Source organism: Bradyrhizobium sp. SZCCHNR1002 (genome assembly GCF_032381435.1).
In the GTDB taxonomy this organism is placed as follows: domain Bacteria; phylum Pseudomonadota; class Alphaproteobacteria; order Rhizobiales; family Xanthobacteraceae; genus Bradyrhizobium; species Bradyrhizobium aeschynomenes.
Genome location: NZ_JAUHIS010000007.1, coordinates 103,771 through 124,686 on the forward strand (window position 1 = coordinate 103,771; position 20,916 = coordinate 124,686).

Annotated in this window: 20 protein-coding genes; 5 read left to right on the plus strand and 15 right to left on the minus strand. The window is 66.9% G+C overall.

Going from position 1 to position 20,916, the window contains the following annotated elements; genetic code table 11:
• Nucleotides 1-155: 155 nt before the first annotated feature.
• Together QX108_RS27935 and QX108_RS27940 are read right to left on the minus strand one after the other, a co-directional pair.
• On the minus strand, nucleotides 156-1,505 hold the full coding sequence (locus QX108_RS27935) for an amidase (RefSeq protein ID WP_315783714.1): 1,350 nt from the start codon (nucleotides 1,503-1,505) through the stop codon (nucleotides 156-158).
• Nucleotides 1,492-2,685, minus strand: coding sequence for an MFS transporter (locus QX108_RS27940; protein ID WP_315783716.1), 1,194 nt, complete (start codon nucleotides 2,683-2,685; stop codon nucleotides 1,492-1,494). Before QX108_RS27940 ends, QX108_RS27935 begins: the two co-directional genes overlap by 14 nt.
• A gap of 29 nt (nucleotides 2,686-2,714) precedes the next feature.
• Between QX108_RS27940 and QX108_RS27945 the strand changes: the two genes are divergently transcribed.
• Nucleotides 2,715-3,056: a hydroxyisourate hydrolase gene (locus QX108_RS27945; protein WP_315783718.1), complete on the plus strand. Its 342-nt coding sequence runs from the start codon at nucleotides 2,715-2,717 to the stop codon at nucleotides 3,054-3,056.
• A 196-nt stretch (nucleotides 3,057-3,252) separates the two neighbouring features.
• Here the strand turns inward: QX108_RS27945 and QX108_RS27950 are convergent, their stop codons facing one another.
• The 8 genes from QX108_RS27950 to QX108_RS27985 form a co-directional block, all read right to left on the minus strand.
• The gene (locus QX108_RS27950) at nucleotides 3,253-4,068 is read right to left on the minus strand and encodes an ABC transporter permease (RefSeq protein ID WP_172111586.1); all 816 of its coding nucleotides are present in this window, start codon (nucleotides 4,066-4,068) and stop codon (nucleotides 3,253-3,255) included.
• Nucleotides 4,065-4,934, minus strand: a complete 870-nt coding sequence (locus QX108_RS27955; RefSeq protein WP_315783720.1) for an ABC transporter permease — start codon at nucleotides 4,932-4,934, stop codon at nucleotides 4,065-4,067. The genes QX108_RS27950 and QX108_RS27955 overlap by 4 nt, the downstream gene beginning before the upstream one ends.
• 3 nt (nucleotides 4,935-4,937) lie before the next feature.
• Nucleotides 4,938-5,984: an ABC transporter substrate-binding protein gene (locus tag QX108_RS27960; RefSeq protein WP_315783722.1), complete on the minus strand. Its 1,047-nt coding sequence runs from the start codon at nucleotides 5,982-5,984 to the stop codon at nucleotides 4,938-4,940.
• A 24-nt stretch (nucleotides 5,985-6,008) separates the two neighbouring features.
• Complete coding sequence (locus QX108_RS27965; RefSeq protein ID WP_315783724.1) at nucleotides 6,009-7,094, minus strand: ABC transporter ATP-binding protein; 1,086 nt, start codon at nucleotides 7,092-7,094, stop codon at nucleotides 6,009-6,011.
• 357 nt (nucleotides 7,095-7,451) lie between these two features.
• Entirely contained in the window at nucleotides 7,452-8,201 is a 750-nt protein-coding gene (locus QX108_RS27970; RefSeq protein ID WP_315783726.1) for an aspartate/glutamate racemase family protein, read from the minus strand.
• Between the two features lie 66 nt (nucleotides 8,202-8,267).
• Nucleotides 8,268-8,729 carry a DUF3429 domain-containing protein gene (locus QX108_RS27975; protein ID WP_315783728.1) on the minus strand — a complete coding sequence of 154 codons (462 nt, stop codon included), beginning with the start codon at nucleotides 8,727-8,729 and terminating at the stop codon, nucleotides 8,268-8,270.
• Between the two features lie 4 nt (nucleotides 8,730-8,733).
• Nucleotides 8,734-8,913 (minus strand): DUF2256 domain-containing protein, encoded by a 180-nt coding sequence (locus tag QX108_RS27980; protein ID WP_315722214.1) that lies wholly within the window; start codon nucleotides 8,911-8,913, stop codon nucleotides 8,734-8,736.
• A 6-nt stretch (nucleotides 8,914-8,919) separates the two neighbouring features.
• A complete protein-coding gene (locus QX108_RS27985; RefSeq protein ID WP_315783730.1) occupies nucleotides 8,920-9,696 on the minus strand; it encodes an SDR family NAD(P)-dependent oxidoreductase in 777 nt (258 codons plus the stop codon).
• 221 nt (nucleotides 9,697-9,917) lie between these two features.
• On the opposite strand from QX108_RS27985, the gene QX108_RS27990 reads away from it, so the two are divergent.
• Nucleotides 9,918-10,667, plus strand: coding sequence for an ABC transporter ATP-binding protein (locus QX108_RS27990; protein WP_315722212.1), 750 nt, complete (start codon nucleotides 9,918-9,920; stop codon nucleotides 10,665-10,667).
• Nucleotides 10,664-12,190, plus strand: a complete 1,527-nt coding sequence (locus QX108_RS27995; RefSeq protein ID WP_315722211.1) for a permease — start codon at nucleotides 10,664-10,666, stop codon at nucleotides 12,188-12,190. The genes QX108_RS27990 and QX108_RS27995 overlap by 4 nt, the downstream gene beginning before the upstream one ends.
• 5 nt (nucleotides 12,191-12,195) lie before the next feature.
• Here QX108_RS27995 and QX108_RS28000 read toward each other — a convergent pair whose 3' ends face one another.
• Entirely contained in the window at nucleotides 12,196-13,119 is a 924-nt protein-coding gene (locus tag QX108_RS28000) for an alpha/beta hydrolase (RefSeq protein ID WP_315783733.1), read from the minus strand.
• 101 nt (nucleotides 13,120-13,220) lie between these two features.
• Here QX108_RS28000 and QX108_RS28005 point away from each other — a divergent pair, with 101 nt between their 5' ends.
• Nucleotides 13,221-14,039, plus strand: coding sequence for an MBL fold metallo-hydrolase (locus QX108_RS28005; protein ID WP_315783735.1), 819 nt, complete (start codon nucleotides 13,221-13,223; stop codon nucleotides 14,037-14,039).
• Between the two features lie 2 nt (nucleotides 14,040-14,041).
• Here the strand turns inward: QX108_RS28005 and QX108_RS28010 are convergent, their stop codons facing one another.
• Nucleotides 14,042-14,494 carry a cupin domain-containing protein gene (locus QX108_RS28010; RefSeq protein WP_172111574.1) on the minus strand — a complete coding sequence of 151 codons (453 nt, stop codon included), beginning with the start codon at nucleotides 14,492-14,494 and terminating at the stop codon, nucleotides 14,042-14,044.
• Nucleotides 14,495-14,817: 323 nt separating this feature from the next.
• On the opposite strand from QX108_RS28010, the gene QX108_RS28015 reads away from it, so the two are divergent.
• Nucleotides 14,818-15,282 (plus strand): DUF4399 domain-containing protein, encoded by a 465-nt coding sequence (locus QX108_RS28015; RefSeq protein WP_172131286.1) that lies wholly within the window; start codon nucleotides 14,818-14,820, stop codon nucleotides 15,280-15,282.
• Between the two features lie 90 nt (nucleotides 15,283-15,372).
• Here the strand turns inward: QX108_RS28015 and QX108_RS28020 are convergent, their stop codons facing one another.
• The 3 genes from QX108_RS28020 to QX108_RS28030 form a co-directional block, all read right to left on the minus strand.
• Nucleotides 15,373-18,159: a methyl-accepting chemotaxis protein gene (locus tag QX108_RS28020; RefSeq protein ID WP_315783737.1), complete on the minus strand. Its 2,787-nt coding sequence runs from the start codon at nucleotides 18,157-18,159 to the stop codon at nucleotides 15,373-15,375.
• 208 nt (nucleotides 18,160-18,367) lie between these two features.
• Entirely contained in the window at nucleotides 18,368-19,624 is a 1,257-nt protein-coding gene (locus QX108_RS28025; protein ID WP_315783739.1) for an aminopeptidase, read from the minus strand.
• Nucleotides 19,625-20,510: 886 nt separating this feature from the next.
• Nucleotides 20,511-20,906, minus strand: a complete 396-nt coding sequence (locus tag QX108_RS28030; RefSeq protein ID WP_315722206.1) for a GFA family protein — start codon at nucleotides 20,904-20,906, stop codon at nucleotides 20,511-20,513.
• Nucleotides 20,907-20,916 lie beyond the last annotated feature (10 nt).

Sequence of the window (20,916 nt, forward strand, 5' to 3'; positions counted from 1 at the left end):
CTCTCCAAGTCGTCATGGCCGGGACAGGCCCGGGCATGACGGAGTAACTAATGTGCAGGATTGCTCGCCGCGACGGCCCAGCATCTCCATATGCGATTGCCCGGCCGGCTGCAGGGCGAGATGAGCACCGCGCGGGCTGCGAGAGCTGAGGCAAGCTAGCCCAGCAATGCCCGCTGCGCCGCCGCAGCCACATCCAGCAGCAGGCGATCCCGCCCGCGCGCCGCAATCAGCTGCATTCCGAACGGCAGCCCCTGCGCATTCCTTCCGCACGGAATCGAGATCGCCGGCACCCCCGCATGGTTGACGAACGGCGTGAACACCGCATGCCCGCGCGGGCTCGCCGGCCGGCCGCCGATCATGGACGGGCCGAGCTGCGTGAACGGCCAGGCCACGCAGGGCACGGTCGGCGCCAGCAGCACGTCGACGTCCAGAAAGAACGCCGCAAAGGCGCGCGCAATCTGCGTGCTGGCTTCGAGCGCGCGCGCGACGTCGGCGCCGCTGAGCGCGAGGCCGCGCTCGATCTGCTTGGCGATATCAGGATCGAACTGCGTGGCATCGCTGCGGAAGGCGTCGCCATACAGCGCCGCCAGCCCGGCATGCTGCAGCGGCATCACCGCGTCCTCGGCAAGGTCTGCGGGCCAGACCGGATCTGCGTCGGCGATCGCCATTCCCGCGGCGCGCAGCCGATCGACCGCGTGGTGCAGACCGCTGCTCACCTCATCATCGACCGCGACGTCGAGCCCGAGCCGCGGCGAGTAGGCGAGGCGCAGTGGCTTGGCGTGATCCGCTCCTGGCAGCGCAAACGTCGCGGGATCGCGCGGATCGAAGCCGGCCATCGCCTCGAAAGCGAGCCTCGCGTCTTCGACATCGGCGGCGATCGGCGCCATCACCGAGATGCCCCAGCCGGCCTCCGCAAAACCCGGTCCATAGGGGATCGCGCCGTAGGACGGCTTGAAGCCGACCACGCCGACATGGGCGGGCGGCCGTCGGCTCGAGCCGCCGGCATCGGTGCCGATCGCCAGCGGTACGAGCCCCGCGGCCACGGCGACGGCCGGTCCGCCGGATGATCCGCCCGGCGTGAGTTCCGGGTTCTGCGGATGCCGCGTCGGCCCGTACAGCAGCGACGTGGTGACGCCCTTGCAGGCGAATTCCGAGGTGGCGCCGATGCCGACGATGACCGCACCGGCGCGGCGCAGGCGCACGATTGCGATCGCGTCCTCCGGTGCGGTGAACCCGGCGAACAGCTTCGAGCCTTGCGTGATGCGCCAGCCGCCGACCCAGATGTTGTCCTTGATCACCACCGGCACACCGGCCAGCGGCAAGCTCTCACCGGCGGCGACGCGCGCGTCCACCGCATCGGCCTCGGCGCGCATCCGATCCGGATCGATCGTAATGACGGCGTTGAGCGAACGGCCGGCATCGATGCGCGCCAACGCCTGCTCGGCCATGTGCCTGGCCGTGGTCTTTCGCGCCGTGACGGCGCGTGCAATCTCAGTTGCGCGCATGCGATCGCTCCATCAGCAGCACGGCCGCGCCTGCAGCCGCCATCAATCCAAGCGCGACGAAGCTGCCGCCGAGGCCGATGCGCGGCGTCAGCGCCGCCACCAGCAGCGGCGCCGCGACGAGGCCGAGAAACGACGTGGTGAGCACCGCGCCGGTGGCCTCCGCCACGCGCCCTGGCTTGGCGAGATTGGCGATCTCGGCGATGAACACGCCATTCCAACCGCTGGCCGTCAGTCCGAACACGAAGGTGAGCAGCACCAGGATCGATCCGCTCAGCAACGGTCCCCACAGGCCGAGCAGCAGCGCGCACACCGCCATGCCCGCGCCCGCCATCACCAGCACGGCGCGCGCCGAGCGCAGCCGCGTCGCGACCGCGCCCCATCCGAGCCGTCCGATCAGGCCCGCGCCTTGCGCCGAGGCCAGCAGCCAGCCGGCCTCGACATGAGAGAGTGCGAGTTCCGAGGTGCCGAAGGAGATGTAGCAGGTGTTGAGGATCACCTGCATGCCGCTGAATGGGATCGAGGCGACCGCGAGCGCGGCCATGCGCCGGTCGGAGCTGACGAGTTGCAGCCGCTGCCGCAGGCCGAGATACGGCATCGGCGGCAGCTTGACCGCGTAGGCCGGCCGCAGCCGCTCGAAGCTGATGAAGCCAATCACGGCGCAGATGATCACCGCGGCATAGGCGGAGCTCGGCGCCAGCCCAACCGCGAGCGGCGGCAGCAGCAGCGAGCCGACGACCGCGCCGATCTGGCTGCCGGTCTGCCGGATCGAGAACACCATCGCGCGCTGCTCCGGCGGCACGAGGCGTCCGAGCAGGGCCGCACTCGCCGGCGTTTCCGGCCCGGCGGCTAATCCGAGCACGAGGCCGGCGCCGAGCAAGGCCCAGCCTTGGCCGAGTGTGGCCATCGACATGCCGACGCAGACGACGACCGCGCACAGCGCCGCGACGCGCAGCGAGCCGATCTTCTGCACCAGCGTGCCGCCCCAGAACGAGGACACCAGGCTGATCGCGAACGCCGCGGTCGAGAACAGCGACAATTCCTCGATGCTGAGCCCGGCACGTGGCGCCACCGTGCCCGGTGCGAACAGCGCCAGCGACACCAGCGCCTGCAGCGCGGTCATCGCGACGAGGGCAGGCCACAGCGGCGGCGCTGGCGCCGCCTCGGGTTTCGCGTCTATCATGCCGCGGCAACCTGATGGCGGAGCACGAAATGGCCGGCGGTATCTCGGTTCATGCAGTCGATGTGGCGAACGGGCGCCCGGCGCTCGGCCTTGGTGTCGCGATCTGGCGGGTGGCGCCGGACCGCACGCTGCTCGCCGAAGGGGCACTCGGTGCCGACGGCACCTTGCAGGCGCCGATCGTCAAGGGCGACGGCGTCATCGCCGGCGAGTATGAAGTGCTGTTCCATATCGGTGAGTTCTTCGGGGCAAACGCGCAAACGAAATTCCTGACCACAGTGCCGTTTCGCTTCGCCATCGACAAGGTCGACGAGCATTTTCATCTGCCGCTGAAGTTCACCCCGTGGGGATACTCGATCTTCCGCGGGGCTTGAGGGCGATATGCCTTCCCCCCGTCCTACGCTGATTGAACGAGGTCGCTACCAAGGAGATGCTCGTCATGCCCGGGCTTGTCCCGGGCATCCACGTCTGTCCGCAGTCGCCGATCGACGTGGATGGCCGGGACAAGCCCGGCCATGACGGCGCTGATGGAGACGGGCACTAGCCGGCACTGATGAGAGCCAAGCAGCCTTAGCCCGTCAGCCGCTTCGACAGCCCTGTCGTCCGCTCCATGATCGCCATCAGCGCTACCGTGGCGATGATCAGTACGCTGGACAGCGCGGCGATGGTGACGTCGAGCTTGCCTTCGAGATCCTGCCACATCCGGATCGGCAGCATGTCGGTGGCGGCGTCGCGCAGGAATAGCGACACCGGGACGTTGTCGAACGACGACATGAAGGCGATGAACGCGCCGGAGATGATGCCCGGGCGGATCAGCGGCAGAACGATGCGGCGGAAGGTGTAGAGCCTGCTGGCGCCGAGGATGGCCGAGCTTTCCAGCAGTGTCGGCTCGAGCTGCGCCAAGGCGGCCACCGTGTTGCGGACGACATAGGGCACGCAGACGATGGTGTGGCCGATGACCAGCGTCAGCAGCGACACCGGCAGCCCGATCAGCGAGAAGAACATCAGCGCCGCGAGCCCGAAGGCGAGCGCCGGCAGCACCAGCGGCGACATGAACAGCGAGTCCAGCAGCTTCGCGGTCAGCGTCTTCGATCGCGAGATCGCGAGCGCCGCGGCGACGCCGAGCACGACCGACAGCCCGGTCGACCACAGTGCGACGACGACGCTATTGCGCGCGGCGAATTGCAGCTGCCAGGCGTTCCACAGCTCGACATACCAGCGCGTCGAATAGCCGGGCGGCGGGAACTTCAGTGAGAAGCCTGAGGTGAAGGAGACGATCACCACGACCAGCGACGGTGACACGATCAGGATCAGCGCCAGCACGGCAATCACCGTCATCACGATCTGGAAGCTCAGCGCTTCGAGATTATTCTGCCGCCGGCTCATCGCGCGTCTCCATAGCCGCGGGCGCGCCGGCCGAGCGTCGAGAACAGCGCGACGATCGCCAGCACCGCGAACAGGAAGATGATCGAGATGGCGGCGGCGAACGGCCAGTTCTGCAACGTCGAGGCCTGCTGATACAGATACATCGGCATGAACAGCATCTGCCCGCCGCCGACCAGCGACTGCGTGATGAACGCGGTGATCGCCGCGGCGTAAGTGAGGGTGCAGCCGGCGATGATGCCGGGCATCGACAGCGGCAGCATCACCTTGAAGAAGGTGCGCCAGCTGCCGGCGCCGAGCGATGCCGAGGCGTCGGAGAGGTTGGGATCGATGCGGCCGATCGCGGTGATCAGGGGCAGCACCATCAGCGGCATCTGCACTTGCGCCAGCGCCGCGATGAGCCCGCCTTGCGTGTAGATCATGCGCAGCGGCGTGCCGATCAGGCCGAGCGATTGCAGCACCGAGTTGATGATGCCCTGCCGCCCGAGAATGACGATCCAGGCGAAGGTGCGGACGACCACGCTGGTGAGCAGCGGCAGCAGTACGATCATGATGATCAGGGTCTGCACCCGGCTGCCCGAACGCTGATACAGCCAGGCGATGGGATAGCCGAGCACGAGGCAGGCGAGCGTTACCTCGGCGCCGAGCAGAAGCGTCGAGCCGAGCACGGCGAGACTGAAGGGATCGGTCAGGAACTTGATGTACTGGCCGAGCCCCCACACCGTCGCCGCGGTGTCGTTGTGCAGCGAGAGATAGAGCAGTTGTGCCAGCGGCAGCACGAAGAAGACCGCGAACACCAGGCCCAAAGGCAGCGCAAGCCCTAGGCTGAAGCTGGTCACGTCTCCCGGTGCCGTCGTGGCGCTCTTCATGGCTCAGATCTTGATGTCGCGATTGAACTTCTCGATCCAGGACGCACGCTGCTCGTTGATCTTCTTCCAGTCCTGGAACACGAACTTCTTCTTCAGCTCCGCGGTGTCCTTGGCCAGCACCTTGGCGATCTCGCCGGACATCGCAACCTTGGTGTTGGTCGGCACGATGAGATAGGGCGAGTTCATCAGGGTCGTCTGCACCTCCGGCGACAGCGCCGCCTCGATCAGCTTGAAGGCAAGCTCCTTGTTCGGCGAATTCTTGACGATGTGGATCGTCGTCTTGAACGCGATCGCGCCTTCCTTGGGCGCCACGAACTCGACCGGTACGCCGCGGGCTTTGAGGATCTGGATGGCGTTGAAATTGCCGGGCGAGATGTCGATCTGGCCCTGTTGGAACAGGGTCGCCAGCGCGCCGGGATTGGCGGCGACCGCGGCGAGGTTCGGCTTGAGCTCCTCCAGCGCCTTGAAGCCCTCGTCGACATTGGCCTCCGAGCCGCCGCGCATGCGCGCGATCTCGACGAGCCAGCCGGTGCCGAGCGTCGAGTTGAGGTTGGTGATGCCGACCTTGCCCTTGAACTCGGGCTTCCACAGATCGGCCCAGGACGTCGGCGGCGTCTTCACCGTTTCCGGATTGTAGGTGAGGCCGACGACCTGAAAGAACGGCGCCGGGCCCATCGCGTCCTGCGCTTCCGGAATCAGGTCCTTGAAATAGGTGCTCTTGTCGGCCGGGTAGGGCTCTACGAGATCCTGGCCGATCGCGACCAGCGCAGGACCCGGATCGTGCAGCATGACGTCGATCGGCGGATTGGCCTTGGCGGCATTGACCTTGGCGATCTGGTCGACCGATAGCATCGGGTCGAGCACGATGCCCGCGTCGCCATTGGCCTTGCGGAAGGCGGGCACCAGCACCGCCTTGTGCGCCTCCTCCCAGCTGCCGGTGAAGGTCGCGAACACCAGCGGCCGGGCCTGCGCGAGGCTCAGGCCCGGAAAGGCGTGCATGGCTCCCAGCGTCAATGCGCTGGTCAGGAGCCGGCGGCGATCAAGCATCATGTTTCACTCCGATGTGTTGGTTGTCTATTGCGGGAACACGGTCGCGAGCCCCGGCGCGAGCGGCGCGACGCGCACCGGCGTGCCGGCTTCGCGCAGCGGTGTGCCGCCAGTGCGGGCCTGCGAGATCTTGATGCTCGAGCCGTCCTTGGCCTTGATCTCGTGAACCACGGTGGCGCCAAGCGGCAGCGCCATGCCGATCTCGCCGGCAAAGCCGGAGTCGTCGCTGACGAAGGCGAGGTGCTCGGGACGCAGGCAGACAGTGACCTTGTCTGAGGCACGAACCGGATTTGGCGCACGCGCGATGATCTCGCCGCCCGCCTCCAGGGCGACTTTGACATTGCCCGCGTCGGTCGCAATCACGGTGCCCCTCATCTTGTTCGCGGTGCCGACAAAGGTGTTCACGAACAGCGTCTGCGGCTGGTCGTAAATCTCGCTGGGCGTGCCGAACTGCTCCAGATGACCATGGCTGAGGACGGCGACACGATCGGCCATCGACAGCGCCTCCTCCTGGTCGTGGGTCACGATCAAGGTCGTCGTTCCGGCCATGCGCTGCAGCCGCTTCACCTCGATCTGCATGTCCAGCCGCAGATTCTTGTCGAGCGCGGCGAATGGTTCGTCGAGTAGCAGGATCGACGGCTTGATCGCGAGCGCGCGCGCCAGCGCGACGCGCTGCTGCTGGCCGCCGGACAACTGCCGCGGCAAGCGCTCGCCGAACGGCCCGAGCTGCACCATGTCGAGCAGCCGCTGCGCCTCCTTGTTGCGCGTCGTTTTGTCGACGCCGCGCGCGGCGAGGCCGTAGCCGACATTCTCCGCGATCGACAGATGCGGGAACAGCGCGTAGTTCTGAAACACGATGCCAACCGCGCGCCGGTTGGGCGGCAGCGCGTCGACGACGTCATTGCCGATGATGACGCGTCCTTCGCTCTGGCCGATGAAGCCGGCGATGATGCGCAGCAGCGTGGTCTTGCCGCAGCCGGACGGGCCGAGCAGGGCGATGATCTCGCCGCCTTTCACATCGAGATTGATGTCCGAGACGGCCATCGTGCCGCTGGCAAAGCGGTGCGTGATCCGATCGAGAACGAGCGACTTGGCTTCCGATACGCTGGCCATGGGCTTCCTGCTCAACTAAGTTGAAAAAGCAAGAAGCGTGCCGTCTTTTGAGGCAGTGGCGGCCGTTTGTGTACAAGTAGAGGCGGAGCCGGTATTGAGGTGTGAGGAGGGAATGAGATCTCACTCCAAGCGCGAGCTGTCGGTCGAAGGCCAGCTCTCTCCCCACGTCATTCCGGGGCGCCCGAAGGACGAGCCCGGAATCCATGCCCACAGGCAGATATTGTTGGGCGAGATGGTCGTGGGCACACCTCATGTCGTCACAGACAGTCGTGGTTATGGATTCCGGGCTCGCGCTGACGCGCGCCCCGGAATGACGTGGGGAGAGGGCTGTGACCTCTCACGATCCTCCAGTGTCAACTACACGTCACGATGCTCGAGCCGCGCCGCCAGGGCCTCCGGCAGGCCCGTCGTCGGCTTCGCCGCGGGCCTCCGGAAAGTGCCCGCCGTGGCCTTGCGCATCTTCAGCGCCAGCAGCGCCTCGGCCTGCTTCACGGCCGCGATCACCTGATCGACCACCGGCACCGGGATGCGGTGTGCGACGCGGGCCGCAAGTCCCGATAACGGTGCACCGGCGAAGATCAGCACGTCGGCCTCGTTCTCCTCCACCGCGCGCAGCGCCAGCTCCACCAGCAACTCCTCCTTCTCGTGCTGCACGTCCGAGATCTGTTTGAAGCTGCCGTCGAGCATGCGGATGCCGGCGCAGCGCTCCATCAGCCCATGCATGCGCACGCATTCCTCGTACCAGGGGCCGAGCGCCTGCGCGAAGGTGACGATGGCAAAGCGACGCCCTGCCATGCAGGCGGTCAGCATCGCGGCTTCCGCCAACCCGATCACCGGCACGTCGTACAGCTCACGGGCCGCGAACAGGCCGGGATCTCCGAACGCGGCGATGATCGCGGCATCGAAGCTGCCGTTGCGTTCGGCCAGCATCTCCAGCGCCACGGCGCCACCGATCTGCGCCTCTGCGCGAGTGGCGATATAGGGCACGCCGCGCGGCGCGGTGCAGGGGATCAGCGTCGTGCCGGGTGCCGCAGCGTCGCGGCCGACCTGCAGCATGAGATCGGTGATGTCGGTGCGGATGTTTGGATTCAGCAGCAGGATGTTCATGGCGCCTCACGGGGGATGCGCGAGCTTGCCCGAGGCATGACGGCTTTGTCCATGGCGGTGCGGATATCAGGCCGAGTCCGGTGGACCCTTCACGACGAGGTCGATCAAGGTGACGAGCAGGGACAGCATGGCTCCGACACTGAGCAGCCGTCGCAGCTTGAGGAACCAGGCCCGCCGATCGCCACCGCCGAAACTGAATTCATCGATCACGAGCGCTGCGAGCAGTGCCGTCGTCAGCAGCACCAGCGCCGGGACAGGTGGCAGCAGCAGCGCTGCCCAGCCGAGCAAAGCCGGCGTCACGCCCCAGCCCATGCGCGGCAGGGTCGAGAGCGCCGGCGTCTGCACCGCCAACCCCCAATGGATCGCGCCGAGAAAGCTGGCGATCACCGCCCCGTAGCCGATCTGTGCGCGCAGTGCGGCCGTCCGGACCGTCTCGTCACCCGCGATCACCAGCCCAGCGAGGCCGACAAACGGGATCAGCCCGGCAAGGCCGAGCGCGCGCATCGGAGAGGGGACGCCAGGCATCATGAGGCTAGCTCGCTCGCTTCTTGGGCATCGAAGAAAACGCCCGGCCGCGCTCGGACCGGCAGCGGTCGGAACAGAACTTCACCTCGTCCCAGTCGCGCGCCCATTTGCGCCGCCACGCGAAAGGGCGACCGCAGGCGGTGCAGGTCTTGGTCGGCAAATCGGCTTTGCGGCGCATCTTCGGCATGGGGAGTCACCACGGGACCTGTGTTCCGCGCCAGTCGTAGAAGCCGCCGGAGTCCTTTGCTCCGAGTCGGTCGATGACACCGAGCAGATGCCGCGCGGCCTCGGCCGGTGCGATGCCCGCGGCCGAGGTGAACGGCGCCGACAGCCGTGTCGCCACCGTGCCGGGATGCAACGCGACGCAGATCGCCTCGGGCGCCCGTCGGGCAAGCTCGATGGCCGCGCAACGCACGAGCTGGTTCAACGCCGCCTTCGAAGCCCGGTAGGCGTACCAGCCGCCCAGCCGGTTGTCGCCGATCGAACCGACCCGCGCCGACAGCGCGGCGAGCACCGCCTTGCCGCTGCGCGGGAGCCTCGGCAGCAGATGCTTCATCAGCAGCGCCGGCCCGGTGGCGTTGATGGCAAAGGCGCGGGCAAGACGGTCGGCATCGAGTTCGCGCCAGCTCTTTTCCGGCAGCGTCTCGCCCTGCTGCAGCACGCCGGTTGCGACGATCACGAGCCGGACCTCGCCAGCGTCCGCCGCCTGCTCGGCGGCCCGCGCGAGGCTTTCTTCATCCGTGAGGTCGAAGGGAGGAACCGTGCTGCGGCTGAAGCCGACCACGGCGTCGAACCGCCCGCTGTCGGTCAGCATCGCGCTCAGCGCGGAGCCGATGCCGCCGCTGGCGCCGAACACCGCAGCGACGCCGCCGCGCGGGAAGGACTCCAGGCGAATGGTGTGCAGGGGCAGGGCCGCTGCTGCTTCCGGAGTGCCGTCACTCGTCGCCGTCGCGATCAGCTGTTCCGTCACGTCCATCCTCGCCGGAGCCGCGCAGCCGCGATGGCGGCTGGTCGTCGTGCTAACGAAATCGCCCTGCGTTCGGATCATGACGCCAGGTTGGGCCGGAGCGATCCGGTTCGGGCTCTCGGAGCCGGTCGCGGGGAAGGCTCGTCACGATCACGATCGAGTGGTCGTTCACCGCGCCGCAACGAGTTGCGTCCAAGTTGCCGATGCGAACCGAATGAGCGGTCATGACCCCACAGAGCTCCGCCCTCACCGTCCGAGGGTTAACCAAATGTTTCGAACGGCCGGCCGTCGACGGGCTCGATCTCGTCGTGCGCGCCGGTGAGTTCTACGCCCTCGTCGGCCCGAACGGGGCCGGCAAGACGACGACCTTGCGCATGGTCGCCGGCCTGCTGCGTCCGGACGCAGGCGAGATCGCGATCTTCGGCATCGACGCGCTGCGCGAGCCCATTGCCGCCAAACAGGTGATGGCGTGGGTGTCGGACGAGCCGATGATCTACGACAAGCTCACGCCGCTCGAATATCTCGAATTCGTCGCCGGCCTGTGGGGCATCGATCCCATGACGTCCGGTCAGGCGGCGCGCGAGCTGCTGGTCTCGCTCGGGCTTGAGCGGCATCTGCACGAGCGTTGCGAAGGCTTCTCCAAGGGCATGCGCCAGAAGGTGGCGCTCGCCGGCGCCCTGGTCCATGATCCTCAACTGATCATTCTCGATGAGCCGCTCACCGGCCTCGATGCGGTCTCGGCCCGTCACGTCAAGGGGCTCCTCGCCGAGCGCGTCCGCCGCGGTGGCACCGTGATCATGACGACGCACATTCTCGAAGTGGCGGAGCGGATGGCCGACCGGATCGGCGTCATCGCCGCCGGGCGGATCGTCGCCGAGGGAACGCTTGCCGAGCTGCGCGAGCAGAACGGCCGGACCGATACCAGCCTCGAGGAGCTGTTCATCGCGCTGGTCGACGTCGAGTCGGCGGCATGACGCGGGCGGCGACGCTGGCCTGGTTCGCCCGCCACGAGCTCAGGCTCGCCTGGCGGGAATGGCTCGGAATGATCACCGCGGGCAGACGCCGCCGCACGCGCGCCGCGATCATCGGCCTCGTGCTGTTCGGCGCGATCATGCATCTGCCGGCCTGGGCCGTGGTCGGCCGCTATGCCGATCTGCAGCCGCCGCTCGACAAGACTGCTCTCATCGTCATCACCGCGACCATCATGCTGTCGTGGGCCCTGATGCTGTCGCAGGCGATCGAGTCGGTCACACGCGTGTTCTATGCCCGTGCCGATCTCGACCTGATCATGTCCTCGCCGGTGCGACTGGCTGAGATCTTTTCTGTCCGGATCGCGGCCATCGCGCTCTCGGTCACCAGCATGGCGCTGCTGTTGGCGACGCCCTTCGTGGACGTGCTGCTGATCGAGGGCGGGGTGCGCTGGCTGGCTGCGTTCGTCGTCGTCGCAGCGGTCGGCCTGTCGGCGGCCGCGGCTGCCATCGCGGTGACGATCATTCTGTTCCGCCTGATCGGCCCTGCACGCACCCGTCTGGTGGCGCAGATCCTGGCCGCCGTGATCGGCGCCGGCTTCGTCATCGTGCTGCAGATCGCGGCGATCGTGTCCTACGGCACGCTGTCGCGCTTTGCCGTGCTCACCTCCGATGCCGCCGCGGCCATCGCGCCCGACCCGGAGAGCGTCGTGTGGCTGCCGGCGCGCGCCGCGCTCGGCGACATTCAGGCGCTGCTGATCCTGCTTGCCGCAGGCCTGCTGCTGCTCGGCGTCGTCATGATGGTGTTCTCGCCGCGCTTTGCCGACACCGCGATCAGTGCCGCCGCGCAAGGCGTCACCAGCCGCACCGGCGCGCGGATCCGCAGCTTCCGCGGCGGCTCGCGGCAGCAGGCGCTCAGGCGCAAGGAGTTCATGCTGCTGCGGCGCGATCCCTGGCTGATCTCGCAGACGCTGATGCAGCTGCTCTATCTGGTGCCGCCGGCGCTGCTGCTGTGGCGCAGCTATTCCGACAGCTCGCAGGCGGTGATCCTGATCACGCCGGTCATCGTGATGGCGGCAGGCCAGCTCGCCGGCGGCCTCGCCTGGCTCACGATCTCCGGCGAGGATGCGCCCGAACTGGTCGCCACCGCCCCGCTGACCGCCGCGCGCATTGTGCGCGCGAAGATCGAGGTCGTGCTCATGACGATCGCGGTGATCTTCGCGCCGCTGGTGCTCGCGCTCGGCTGGATCGCGCCATGGCAGGCTTTGGTCACCGCGGCGGCGGTGCTGGTTGCCACGATGTCCTCGACCGCCATTCAGCTCTGGTTCCGCATCCAGGCGCGGCGCAGCCAGTTCCGGCGCCGTCAGACCTCGTCGCGGCTTGCGACCTTCGCCGAGGCGTTCTCGTCGATCGGCTGGGCCGCGACCGCGGCGCTGGCGCTCGCGCTGCCCGAAGCCGCTGCGATCTGCGGCCTGATGACCGCAGGCCTGCTGTTTGCCGCCTGGAGGCTGAGCCCCGCGCGGACCTGACCTGCTCAGCGCAGCACCTCCATGACCGCTTCGGCGAATGCCGCGGGCTCCTCCTGCGGCAGATTGTGCCCGGCGCGGATCACGCGATGCGCGATCCGGTTGCTGAATTTCGCGGCATGTGCCGTGCCGTCCGTCGCCGGAATGACGCCGTCGCTGTCGCCATCGAGGGTGATCGTGGGCACGGTGATGACGGGCAGGGCCGCCAGTCGCCGCTCGAGCTCGTCGTAGCGCGGATCGCCCGCGGCCAGACCGTAGCGATGGCGATAGCTGTTGATCACGACGTCGACATAGTCGGGATTGTCGAACGCGGCGGCCGCGCGCGCGAAGGTCGCGTCGTCGAACCGCCAGTTCGGCGACCATTGCTGCCACAGCACCCGGGCGATTTCGGCGCGGTTCGCGGCGAGGCCGGCGCGGCCACGCTCGGTCTGGAAGTACCATTGATACCAGAACGCGAATTCGCGCGGCACCGGGGCGGGCTCCAACGCCCTGGCGATGTCCTGGATCGGATAGCCGTTGACCGACACCAGGCCCGTGCAGCGCTCCGGCCATAGCGCCGCGCCGACGCAGGCGGCCCGGCCACCCCAATCATAGCCGGCGAACACCGCACGCGGGATCGCCAGCGCATCCATCAGCGCGATCAGGTCGGCGCCGATGGCGGCCTGCTGGCCGGAGCGCGGCGTGGAGGGATCGAGGAAGCGGGTGGGGCCATAGCCGCGCAGGTAGGGCACGATGACCCGGCAGCCCTGGGCCGCAAGGCGCGGCGCGACGTCGACATAGGAATGGATGTCGTAGGGGTAGCCGTGCAGCAGGATGACGGCGGGTCCATCGGCCGGCCCGCTCTCGACATAGGCAATGCTCAGGACCCCGGCATCCACTGCCTTGATCGGTTGCATCGGCTGCGCCTGCGACGATCCGTCCCGATCATTCATGCCAACCTCCCGCTTCGCTGAGTCCGCCGCGCATTGCGATGAGGATAGTTCTGTTCCGGAATCCTCGCTACACTCTCACGCGCCGTTGAAGAGGAACCGCCATGCTGCGCTCGCTGGTCTCGCTGCTCGCCGTCCTGGTCTCGTTCGCATCGCCCGCTCTGGCGCAACAATCGGGACCGCGCACCAGCGAATGTCTCGCCATGGCCAGCAGCCCGCCGCGCGCCATGCCGGTGAGCCTGCGCCGGACCGCCGCCGCCAACGAGGTGACGATCACCTATGCCGGCCATTCGACCTACTTCATCGACACCCCGATGGGCATCCGCATCGCCACCGATTACAGCGGCGCCTATCAGGTCGGACGGTTGCCCGACGTGATCACCATGAACCGGGCGCACTCGACGCACTACACGCTGGCGCCCGATCCGCGCATTCCGCACGTGCTGCGCGGCTGGGGCGACGACGGCAAGCCGGCGCAGGTGTTCGAGCGGATCGGCGACGTGCTGGTGCGCAACATCACCACCGACATCCGCCGCTATTTCAGCGATTCGCTCGGTGCCGACATGATCAAGGACGGCAACTCTATCTTCATCTTCGAGGTTGCCGGCCTGTGCATCGGCCATCTCGGCCATCTGCACGTCAAGCTGGACGAGACGCACTTCGCCGCGATCGGCCGGCTCGACGTCGTGATGGTGCCGATCGACGGCACCTACACGATGTCGCTGGACGGCATCTCGGAGATCACCAAGCGGCTGCGCGCATCGGTCGTGCTGCCGATGCACCGCTTCGCGACGCCGCTCGACGAGTTCATGCGCAAGATCGGCCAGCAGTTCGAGATCGACCGCCGCGTCGAGCGGACCTTGAAGATGTCGCGCGAGCTGCTGCCGTCGAGTCCGACCGTGATCATCCTGGACGGCGTGTAAGCTCAGGCACCCGCAAGGCTGGTGCCGCGGCGGCCCTCGGGCGTCAGGAACATGCGCTTGAGCTTGTTGATCACGCGCACGGCGAGGCCGAGCACGTAAGGCTGGGTCTTCAGGCAGAAGGCGAGCTTCTTGACGTGCCCCTCGACATGCCATTTGGCATGGGCGCCGTCGCGGAAGAAGATCACATCGCCGGGTCCGTAGCGCTTCGCCGGCATGCCCTCGCTCTCGAGCGTGATCGAGCCTTCGAGGATCAGGATGGTCTCGTCGAAATCGTAGTACCAGTTGAACTTGCCCTCGGTGCAATGCCAGACGATGGTCGAGCCGAGACCGTCGCTGCTGCGGGCGACGGTGCAGGAGGTCGCTGTCGGGTTGCCCTCGATGATCCAGGATGGCTCGATCGGCGCCGGCGACAGGTCGACGGCGAGATTGGCGGTTTCGATCAAGGAAGGAGACATTGAGGACCTCAAATTCATGGGCTGAAATGACCGGACGTGGGCCGGCATGGGCCTGCAACCGTAGCCGGTTGCGCCTAATGGCTGCTTTCCGCGATCGTTAAGATGTGAACGAACTGCCGCGACCAGCCGTCGCATCACAACCACGCCAGCGCTATAAACTTCACGCGAACGCCGCAATTTGTTCGCGGCCTCGCCAAACCTGCCGATCTACTGTTTGCTCGCACTGCAAGATGCGACATGCCTCCGCTGGTCGCACGACCCATCCTGCATCGTGCCTTCACCTTTAGAGATTTTCCGCCGTCGCAGAGATAAGGATTTCCAGGATGCGCCGACTGAGCCTCGCCATCGCCCTCACCCTGTCCGCCGCCAGCCTCGCCACGACAACCCATGTCATGGCCGGCGAGACGCCCGCTCCGGATAACGCCAAGGCCTACTTCATCAACCTCAAGGACGGCGACAAGGTCTCCTCGCCGGTCCTGATCCGCTTCGGCCTGTCGGGCATGGGCGTGGCGCCGTCCGGCACCGAGGCGCCGAACACCGGTCATCATCATCTGCTGATCGACGCGCCCGCGCTCACGGGTGACGCGCTCAACGAAGCCATTCCGGTGGATGCCGAGCACGTTCATTTCGGCAAGGGCCAGACCGAAGCCTCGGTCAACCTCACGCCGGGCAGTCACACCCTGCAGATGGTGCTCGGCGACTGGAGCCACGTTCCGCACAACAAGCCCGTGATGTCGGAGCGGATCACCATCACGGTCGAGCCGACCACGCAGGCCAAGTCGCCCTAGCACGCCAAGTCGCCTGAGCACGACCGCTGTGCGGCCCGCGTCATGGCGGGCTGCGCGGCTGGCGTCTGTGTGGTGCAAGCTCGTGCTCATCTACATCTTGAACGCCAGCCGCAGCCCGCCCCAATGGCGTTCGTTGATCCTGATCGGCACGTCGATCTCCTTCACCAGCATGGTGACGCCGCCGCCCATGTCACGCTCGTAACGTTGCGCGAGATGGCCATGAAGGGTCCGGGCCGCCGCCATGCCGGCGCGGTCCTTGTAGAAGCGGCGATTGCGGCTGTTGCCCACGTTCCACACCCGCTCGCCGCGCCGCTGCGGCAGTGAGACCTTGCGGTTGTGCGTCGGAATGTAGGCGTTGCGGTCGATCGCCACACAGAACACGACGTTCGGATCCGCAACCAGCGCAGCCTCCTGGATGGGCGGCAGCAGCCGGTCGCAGAGCGCCGTGAACGGCGCCTCGAACTGCTCGGGATCGGTGCCCGGAATGCGCTGATAGTCGAAATCAAACCATTGCGCCACGGTGGACTCGCCCGAGGCGATCGACCGCTCGATCGCCTCGGTGATTTCGTCCGCGATGGCCCGCGCGGCATCGACATGCGCCTGTTCGGCGCGATCGATCTTGGCGAGCAATCCATCGACTGCTTCGCGCTGCGCCTGGTCGAGCTCGCCGAAGCTGAGATGAACGTCGCGATTGCCGATCGCCACGATGTCGGCTTCCACGACGCCGAACGCTGCGCATTCGACCCTGACCCGCTGCTGCTCGGCCAGCCCGACCACGTCCATCGCAGCCCGGAAACGCAAACCGCCGCCGGAGATATCGAGCAGGGCGCCGTCGACATGACCGCCTCGGCTGTGCAGGCGCGCGGGCGTGCTGAGCGGCCGGCGCATGTCGGACGAGCGACGATCGCCGAGGCTGGAGGTCCGTAGCGACACCATCAGGTTGGCCCGCAGTTCGGACACGCGGCCATTGGTGCCGTTCACGAGTTCGGACACGGTCTGGGTCTGCTGTTCGATCTCCGTCGAACGGCTGGAGATGCGGGTGACGTTCTCTGCCACAAGGGCGACGCCGGCCGAGGCTTCGGTGAGGCTGCGCGCGACCTCGCGCAACGTCGCCTCCTGCTGCTCGGCGGCCGCGGCCATGGCGGCGCTGGCGCCGTCGATGCTGCCGATCGCAGCACTGATCTTGCTGATCACGGCCGTCGAATCCGAGGTCGCAGTCGAAATGCGCTCGATGCGCTGGGCGATGTCGTCAGCGGCGTCGGAGGTCTTGCGCGCCAGCGCCTTGACCTCGTGCGCGACGATGGCAAAGCCGGCACCCGCCTCGCCGGCGCGCGCCGCCTCGATCGTGGCGTTGAGCGCCAGCAGATTGGTCTGGGCTGCGACCTCGGCGATGGTGCTGACGACGGATGAGATCTGCTCGGCCGCATCGCTCAGGGCGGCGACCGTCGAGCCGGCCTGCTGGGCTTCCCGCGCGGCGCGGCTGGCCAGCTCGGCCGTCTCGGCGGCGCGTTGGGCGATCTCCCGTCCCGTTGCCGACAGCTCCTCCGCCGAGCTCGACACCGTCGTGATGTTGCTGCTGGCGCGAGCCGACGCCTGGGCCACCATGCCGGCCTCGCTGGCAATCGTCTTCGCCTCCGAGACGGCCTGAGCGCTGCGCGACGACGCATCGCCGCTGATGGTCATGACTTCGGCGACGGCGCAATCCAGGTCGGTCTCGAGCAGCTCCCACATCTCGGCGAACATCTTCTTGCGCTCGCGCTCGGCGGCTTCCTTCGCGCGGGCCTGCTCCTCCGTGAGCTGCCGGTTCTCCAGCAGCTTGCCGTGGAATACGCCGAGCGCGCGCGAGATCTGGCCGACCTCGTCGCGGCGCTTCACCGGCTCCAGCTGGACATCGAGATCATTCTGCGCCAGCCGCTCCATGGCGCGGGCCATCTGCAGCAGCGGCGAAGCCAGCCAGCGTCCGAACAGCAGAGCCGCAATCGCCGTGATCAGCACCGTGATGCAGATCGACCAGAACACCGAGTCCTTGACGCTGGCAAGCTCGGCCTTGACGACACCGAGACGCTGATCGGCGGCGGAGCGGATTCCCTGCAGCGTCGGGCTGACGCTCTCGTAGTGTCGTGTCAGCTCTGCCGCCTCGTCCAGCAGCTTGGTCTGTCCGCCCATATAGGCGAGGAAGCTCTCGCGATAGACGTCCATCAGTCTGACGATCTCGGACTTGACCGCCTCGGGCAGATCGGATTTCGCAAGCGCCGCGCCGAACTCGTCGACGCGCTTGCGCAGGTCGTCGCCGTATTTCGGATCGCCGCGCAGCATGAAGTCCTTCTCATGCCGCCGCATCATCAGCATCAGCACGGCGAGACGCGGCTGATCGTGTTTCGTCAACTGGGTCTCGATCGCGCGAACAGCGCCGCGCAGCTTGCCCTGCAATCCGTCGTTCTCGTCGAAGCCGATGATCTTCTGCGCTGCGACGACGTTGGCGAAACGCGCCGCATGGCCGGCGATGGCCTCGCGCGACGAAGCGGCCTGCCGCGCGGTCTCGTCACCGGGAGCCGCCGACAGGATTGCGTCGGCACGGTCGAGCCGTGACCCGATCGACGCGACGATCTGCTCATGCATGGCGACCTTGGCGTCGGACGGCTTCTGCAGGAACTCCGTCGCGGTGCCGCGGGCCTGCAACAGCCCTTCCCAGATGCCGCCGCTCAAGCCAGCCAGCATCCCGACACGATCCGCAACCTGCTGGCTGCGCCGTTCGATCGATAGTCCGGTGAGATAGAGGCAGCCGATGACCGCCACGCCGGCGACACCGAGGCAAAGAATCTGGCCCTTGAGCCCAAAGCGAATCCGACCCTGCGCGGAGACCGCGAGCGCACTCATTGTCGTTCCCTGTGAATCAATTGAGCAACAGGGGCGAGTGTCATGGATCGTGCTTAAGGACGAACTAATCGAGGCGGGCAGGAGCGAACTATTCAACCATTGGATGCAGTAGATCTACGGGCTTTGAACAACAACAAACAATTCTACGCACGATCTCGTGCGGTCGGCGGTCTCATCATGCGATGCACCGCCGACCGCGCGAATCAGATCAGGCCCATTCGCCCTTGCGGAACACCGGCACCTGGCGGCCATCGGCATGGACGCCGTCGATGTCGGTCTCGGCCGCGCCGATCATCCAGTCGATGTGGATCAAGCTCTGGTTGCCGCCCTGCGCCGCGATCTGCTGCGGCGACAGCGAGGTGCCGTTGACGAAGCACTTCGAGTAGCATTGGCCGAGCGCGATGTGCGAGGCGGCGTTCTCGTCGAACAGCGTGTTGTAGAACAACAACCCGCTCTTGGAGATCGGCGAGGAGTGCGGCACCAGCGCGACCTCGCCGAGCCGGCGCGCGCCCTCGTCAGTATCGAGAACCTTGTTCAGCACCTCCTCGCCCTTCGACGCCTTGGCCTCGACGATGCGGCCTTCCTCGAACCTGACCTGGATGTTGTCGATCAGCGTGCCCTGGTAGGACAGCGGCTTGGAGCTCCTGACGTGGCCGGACACGCGGCGGCAGTGCGGCGTCGTGAACACCTCCTCGGTCGGGATGTTGGCGTTGCAGGTGATGCCGTTCTTGGCGGTCGAGGCGCCGCCTTCCCATTCGTGGCCGTCGGCCAGACCGATCGTGAGATCCATGCCGGGGCCGGTGTAATGCAGCGCGCTGAAGCGCTGGCCGTTGAGCCATTCGGTGCGTTCGCGCAGCACAGCGTTGTGACGCTCCCAGGCCGACACCGCATCCTCGCGGTCGACCCGCGACGCGGCAAAGATCGCGTCCGCGAGCTTTGCCACCGCGGCCTCCTCGGGGACGTCCGGAAAGACCAGCTTGGCCCAGGCCGGGCTCGGATAGGCGATGATGTTCCAGTTGGTCTCGAAATTGGTGATCTTCTCCAGCGCCGGCTGATAGGCCTTGGAATTGGCCTTGCTGGCGCGCGCCACCTTGGCCGGATCCTGGCCGGACAACAGCATGGGATTGTCGCCGACGATGGCGAGGCGCGCGGTGTTCTCCGAGAACGCCTTGGCCATGCCCTGGTAGAGCCAGTCGGCGGCGCGATCGAAGCTGTCGTCATGACCGAAGCGGTAGCGCGCCAACGTCAACTCCTCGTCCGAGAAGAACGAGGTGACGATCCCAGCACCCGCTCTGTAGGCGTGCTCGGCGACCTTGCGCACCAGCGGCAGCGCCACCGATGGCGCCGTCAGCAGCAGATCCTGCCCCGGCTGCAATTGCAGCCCGACCTTCACCGCCACCTCGGCGAGGCGGTCGAGCTTCACGGGATCGATGGCGGTATCGAAGCTTCGGGGATGTGCTGTCATCGGGTGTCCAGTTCCGTTGCTTTGGGGATCTTCGAAGAGATAGGCCAATGGATACGGCGGTCAATGGTGAAGGCAACGCGGCATTCTTCGCTGTCGTCCCGGGCTTGACCCGGGACCCATAGCCACCGGCGGGAATGGGTGCACGAGCGGGATGCTCCAGCGTGCCTCGCACGACTGCTGCGGATTATGGGTCCCGGATCGGCGCCGCGACGCGCGTTGCGCGTCACGGCTTGTCCGGGACGACTGCGGAGAAGATCGGCGCGGTCATTCATTCTCGCGCCCGCTGTTTGCGTCCGAGTGTTGTGATTGATCACCCTCCAAACCGAGGGTGCAGGGAAGGCCGGGCCTCGGCTGAGGCCCGTGGCCCGCCTGCGAAAAAAATGCAGGCGGCAGGTACCACAGGTCCAGCCGGATCGACCCGGCCCTCCCTGCGCGATGGTTTGAACGGCTGCTTCGCGATCTCCCCGGTGCGCCGGGCTTGTTGGCCACCGTCATCCACGCGAGCGCTTGCAGCGCATCGGCACGGACTTGACCTCAGCTTCGGGAGGCCAGGACCACGCGACTTGACCGTACGGGCCGGTGTTGTTCGTCGGCGCGACTGCTCACGCTGCAAACCGGCCCGCCCATCACATCCCGCACTCCACGCTTCGTGACGACCGCGCAGCGCCCCTCGTCGATGAGGCGGGATGACGGGAGAAGATCATGAAATTCCGAAAACGCGAAGCGGAATATTTTCGTCCGAGGGACTGGACAGCCCAAATCAGCTTGAACCTGCTCGTGAAATCAGAATTCGTGCGCACGGTCGTTTGCGCGGCTCGGAGACCTGCTCGAGCCTTCCCATCCTGGGCGAGTCGCCCGCCGGGCAGGCAGGGCCAGCTTCGCAGCTTCAATCCTCGATGAGCAGGCGCTCACCGTGGACGTACCAATCCGCACGAGATGTCCAATGGACGTGGCGATCCGGCGCGGTGCCGAGCGGCTGATCGAAGCTGCCGGCGGGCACGATCGCCTCGCGGCCGCTGCGGGTCAGATGCGGCATCGGGCTGCCGCATCGGGAGCAGAACGCGGTCGCGAAGCTCCGCGCCTGCGGCAGGTCGAAGCGCGTGACGCTGGCTTCGCCGTGCAGCCAGCGCAGCGCTTCTGCCCTGACGATGACCTCGCAAGAATGGGCCGTGCCGCTTGCCTTGCGACAGCGCGAGCAATGGCAGTTGAGGAATTTGTCGAACGGTCCATCAACCGCAAAGGCAACTTCGCCGCACAGGCAACTACCACGGAATGCGGTCATATTTTCCTCC

What these genes read in the sequence shown, in the direction of transcription:
- QX108_RS27935 (WP_315783714.1), bottom strand. Translation starts at nt 1,505, where the DNA reads ATGCGCGCAACTGAGATTGCACGCGCCGTCACGGCGCGAAAGACCACG.
- QX108_RS27940 (WP_315783716.1), bottom strand. Translation starts at nt 2,685, where the DNA reads ATGATAGACGCGAAACCCGAGGCGGCGCCAGCGCCGCCGCTGTGGCCT.
- QX108_RS27945 (WP_315783718.1), top strand. Translation starts at nt 2,715, where the DNA reads ATGGCCGGCGGTATCTCGGTTCATGCAGTCGATGTGGCGAACGGGCGC.
- QX108_RS27950 (WP_172111586.1), bottom strand. Translation starts at nt 4,068, where the DNA reads ATGAGCCGGCGGCAGAATAATCTCGAAGCGCTGAGCTTCCAGATCGTG.
- QX108_RS27955 (WP_315783720.1), bottom strand. Translation starts at nt 4,934, where the DNA reads ATGAAGAGCGCCACGACGGCACCGGGAGACGTGACCAGCTTCAGCCTA.
- QX108_RS27960 (WP_315783722.1), bottom strand. Translation starts at nt 5,984, where the DNA reads ATGATGCTTGATCGCCGCCGGCTCCTGACCAGCGCATTGACGCTGGGA.
- QX108_RS27965 (WP_315783724.1), bottom strand. Translation starts at nt 7,094, where the DNA reads ATGGCCAGCGTATCGGAAGCCAAGTCGCTCGTTCTCGATCGGATCACG.
- QX108_RS27970 (WP_315783726.1), bottom strand. Translation starts at nt 8,201, where the DNA reads ATGAACATCCTGCTGCTGAATCCAAACATCCGCACCGACATCACCGAT.
- QX108_RS27975 (WP_315783728.1), bottom strand. Translation starts at nt 8,729, where the DNA reads ATGATGCCTGGCGTCCCCTCTCCGATGCGCGCGCTCGGCCTTGCCGGG.
- QX108_RS27980 (WP_315722214.1), bottom strand. Translation starts at nt 8,913, where the DNA reads ATGCCGAAGATGCGCCGCAAAGCCGATTTGCCGACCAAGACCTGCACC.
- QX108_RS27990 (WP_315722212.1), top strand. Translation starts at nt 9,918, where the DNA reads ATGACCCCACAGAGCTCCGCCCTCACCGTCCGAGGGTTAACCAAATGT.
- QX108_RS27995 (WP_315722211.1), top strand. Translation starts at nt 10,664, where the DNA reads ATGACGCGGGCGGCGACGCTGGCCTGGTTCGCCCGCCACGAGCTCAGG.
- QX108_RS28000 (WP_315783733.1), bottom strand. Translation starts at nt 13,119, where the DNA reads ATGAATGATCGGGACGGATCGTCGCAGGCGCAGCCGATGCAACCGATC.
- QX108_RS28005 (WP_315783735.1), top strand. Translation starts at nt 13,221, where the DNA reads ATGCTGCGCTCGCTGGTCTCGCTGCTCGCCGTCCTGGTCTCGTTCGCA.
- QX108_RS28010 (WP_172111574.1), bottom strand. Translation starts at nt 14,494, where the DNA reads ATGTCTCCTTCCTTGATCGAAACCGCCAATCTCGCCGTCGACCTGTCG.
- QX108_RS28015 (WP_172131286.1), top strand. Translation starts at nt 14,818, where the DNA reads ATGCGCCGACTGAGCCTCGCCATCGCCCTCACCCTGTCCGCCGCCAGC.
- QX108_RS28020 (WP_315783737.1), bottom strand. Translation starts at nt 18,159, where the DNA reads ATGAGTGCGCTCGCGGTCTCCGCGCAGGGTCGGATTCGCTTTGGGCTC.
- QX108_RS28025 (WP_315783739.1), bottom strand. Translation starts at nt 19,624, where the DNA reads ATGACAGCACATCCCCGAAGCTTCGATACCGCCATCGATCCCGTGAAG.
- QX108_RS28030 (WP_315722206.1), bottom strand. Translation starts at nt 20,906, where the DNA reads ATGACCGCATTCCGTGGTAGTTGCCTGTGCGGCGAAGTTGCCTTTGCG.